Source organism: Microbacterium sp. HSID17254 (assembly GCF_003989315.1).
GTDB lineage: Bacteria > Actinomycetota > Actinomycetes > Actinomycetales > Microbacteriaceae > Microbacterium.
Map to the genome: position 1 here is coordinate 1 of NZ_RBLT01000082.1, position 2,962 is coordinate 2,962.

Genomic DNA, 2,962 nt, shown 5'->3' on the forward strand with positions numbered 1-2,962 from the left:
GGGGTGGGGCTGGGCGGAGCGGCCGGTGGCCGTGATCGCGATGCCGTCGCGGTCGCATCCGCAGCTCGTCGACTCCCTCGCCCGCGGGCTGTCCGAGATCGGGCGGCTGCCGTACCTCGGCGCGCTGGAGTGGCGCGGCGGAGGGCCTTCGGGGCAGGCGGGCGGGAACAGCGTGTTCCGGCTCGCGGGGGTATGGGACCGCTTCGACGCGGCGCATCTCGAGGTCCCCGCCGGCCCGGTGCTGCTCGTCGACGACCTCATCGACAGTCGCTGGACCCTGACGGTCGCGGCGCGCGCGGTGCGGCAGGCCGGGGCCACGGCCGTGCTGCCGTTCGCGCTCGCCCTGCGCGGCTGACCGCCGGGATCGAGGAGGACGCGCCCGCCGTCAGTCCTCGGCGGGGGCCACGGGCGGTGGCCAGGACGTCGCGCCGAGTTCGCGGGAGATGTTCCGTGCCGTCTCGCGGAGCGCGTGCACGACGGTGTCGGATGCCGGTGCCTCCGCGGTCGGGAGCACGACGGCCACCGCGGCGACGATCGTGTTCGAGGCGTCGGCGATCGGCGCCGCGAGAGACGACTCGCCGAGGACGGCCTCGTCGCTCTCCGCCGCCGTCCCGCGCTCCGCGATCCCCGGCAGCTCGAGGGTCAGTCGCGCCACGTCGGTGACCGTGTCGCCGGTGAGGCTGCGCAGGGGCTCGGCGAACACGCTCTGCTGAAAGCCCTGGTCGTACGCGAGGAGCACCTTCCCCATCGCGGAGGCGTGCGCGGGGACCGCCATCCCCGTCTCCAGCATCTGCGGGCTGTCGTCGGGGCGGAGGTTGTGGTGGATCACGAGGACGTCCGTGAGGTGCGGGGCGCCGAGGCGCACGGACATCCCGGTGCGTCGCGCCAGCTCCTGCGTCCAGCGCATCGCCCGCGCCCGCACGTCCAGGGTGTCGAGGTACACGTTGCTCAGTCGCAGCAGGGTGGGGCCGAGCATGTACCGCTGTCCGCCGCGCTCCTTCGCGACGAGGCCGTGCGCGCGCAGCGACTTCACGAGGCCGTGCACGGTCGACGGCGGCAGGCTCAGGGCTGCGGAGAGGTCCGTGATGCCGAGGTGGCGGGCGCCCTGGAGCAGGTCGAGGATCTTCGCCGCGCGATCGATCGCCTGGATCATGCGCGTCCTCCTTCCGGTCGTCGTCGAGCCGGGTCTCCGGTCGCCGGATCGATCTTGACAACCCGGCAGGCTCCGAGCATATTCGACATTGACGAATCCTTTTCGGATTTTCGCTCGAGACTCACGCCGCATCAAAGGAGATCGCAGGATGAAGAAGCTCATCAACGCCCCGGAGGACGTCCTCGTCGAGTCACTGAAGGGCGTCGCCGCCGCACACCCCGAACTCTCGGTCGACCTGGAGAACCACGTCATCACCCGGGCGACACCGAAGGCGCAGGGCAAGGTGGCCGTCGTCTCCGGCGGCGGATCCGGCCATGAGCCCCTGCACGGCGGCTACGTCGGCACCGGCATGCTCGACGCGGCCGTCGCCGGCGAGGTCTTCACCTCGCCCACCCCCGACCGCGTGCAGGTCGCCACCCAGGCGGTCGACCGCGGCGCCGGCGTGCTGCACATCGTCAAGAACTACACGGGCGACGTGCTGAACTTCGAGATGGCCGCCGAACTCGCCGCCATGGAAGGGATCGAGGTGGGCACGGTCGTCGTGGACGACGACGTGGCCGTGCAGGACTCGCTCTACACCGCGGGGCGCCGAGGCGTCGGCCTCACGGTCCTGCTGGAGAAGCTCGTGGGGGCGGCGGCGGAGGAGGGCCGCGACCTCGCGGCCGTGGTCGACCTCGCGAAGCGCATCAACGGTCAGGGACGCTCCATGGGCATGGCCCTCACCAGCTGCACGGTCCCCGCCGCGGGCAAGCCCACCTTCGACCTCCCCGACGACCAGATGGAGATCGGCATCGGCATCCACGGCGAGCCGGGCCGCCACCGTGAGCCGCTCGCCCCCGCGTCGGAGATCGCGCGGCAGCTCGTCGAGCCGATCCTGGGCGACCTCGACGCCACCGGGCCTGCGATCGTGATGCTCAACGGCATGGGGGCCACGCCCCTGATCGAGCTCTACCTCATGTACGGCGAGGTCGCGTCGATCCTGGAGAGGTCCGGAGTGCAGATCGCGCGCAACCTGGTCGGCAACTACATCACGTCCCTCGACATGGCCGGGTGCTCCGTCACGGTGCTCAAGGCCGACGACGAGCTGCTGCGGCTGTGGGACGCCCCGGTGATCACCCCCGGCCTGCGGTGGGGCGCGTGATGGCGGCCGTCGGCACCGACGCCCTCGTCGACTGGATCTCCCGGTACCGGGAAGCCGTCACGGCGCAACGGGACTGGCTCACGGAACTGGACTCCGCCATCGGGGACGCCGATCACGGCGCGAACATGGCGCGGGGCTTCTCGGCGGTCGGGGAGAAGCTCGCGGCGACGACGCCCGCGACGATCGACGAGCTGCTCAAGACCGTCGGCATGACCCTGGTGAGCTCGGTGGGCGGCGCGAGCGGCCCCCTCTACGGCACGTTCTTCCTGCGCATGGGGATGTCCGCCGGTGCGGTCACGTCGCTCGACGGACCGGCGCTCGCCGCCGCGCTCCGGGCGGGCCTCGAGGGCATCGTCGCGCGGGGCAAGCCCGAGGCGGGCGACAAGACGATGTTCGACGCCATGGCGCCCGCGGTGGATGCCTTCGACGCCGCCCTCGCCGGAGGAGCCGATGCCGCGTCCGCCGCCAGGGCGGCGGCGGATGCCGCGTCCGCCGGCCGCGACGCCACGGTGCCGCTCGTCGCCCGGAAGGGCAGGGCGAGCTACCTCGGGGAACGCAGCGCGGGCCACCTCGACCCCGGAGCCGCCTCGACCGCGCTCCTGTTCGAGGCGCTCGCGGCGGCCCTCGCGGACGCCGGATGATCGGGATCGTCGCCGTCTCCCACAGCG

General features: G+C 72.6%; 3 protein-coding genes and 1 pseudogene. 3 read left to right on the forward strand and 1 reads right to left on the reverse strand.

Annotated features, from left to right (window positions below):
* Positions 1–355 (forward strand): annotated as a pseudogene (locus tag D8M34_RS19090) (recombinase RecQ); the annotation flags it as partial.
* A 30-nt stretch (positions 356–385) separates the two neighbouring features.
* Here D8M34_RS19090 and D8M34_RS17735 read toward each other — a convergent pair.
* Positions 386–1,153: an IclR family transcriptional regulator gene (locus tag D8M34_RS17735; RefSeq protein WP_085606781.1), complete on the reverse strand. Its 768-nt coding sequence runs from the start codon at positions 1,151–1,153 to the stop codon at positions 386–388.
* Between the two features lie 148 nt (positions 1,154–1,301).
* Between D8M34_RS17735 and dhaK the strand changes: the two genes are divergently transcribed.
* Positions 1,302–2,294 (forward strand): dihydroxyacetone kinase subunit DhaK, encoded by a 993-nt coding sequence (dhaK, locus tag D8M34_RS17740; protein WP_025103834.1) that lies wholly within the window; start codon positions 1,302–1,304, stop codon positions 2,292–2,294.
* Positions 2,294–2,935 (forward strand): dihydroxyacetone kinase subunit DhaL, encoded by a 642-nt coding sequence (gene dhaL, locus D8M34_RS17745; RefSeq protein ID WP_085606912.1) that lies wholly within the window; start codon positions 2,294–2,296, stop codon positions 2,933–2,935. The genes dhaK and dhaL overlap by 1 nt, the downstream gene beginning before the upstream one ends.
* Positions 2,936–2,962: the final 27 nt, after the last annotated feature.

Bases quoted from the DNA above. Each gene is read 5' to 3' on its own strand.
- dhaL (WP_085606912.1), top strand. From the start codon at position 2,294: ATGGCGGCCGTCGGCACCGACGCCCTCGTCGACTGGATCTCCCGGTAC.
- dhaK (WP_025103834.1), top strand. From the start codon at position 1,302: ATGAAGAAGCTCATCAACGCCCCGGAGGACGTCCTCGTCGAGTCACTG.
- D8M34_RS17735 (WP_085606781.1), bottom strand. From the start codon at position 1,153: ATGATCCAGGCGATCGATCGCGCGGCGAAGATCCTCGACCTGCTCCAG.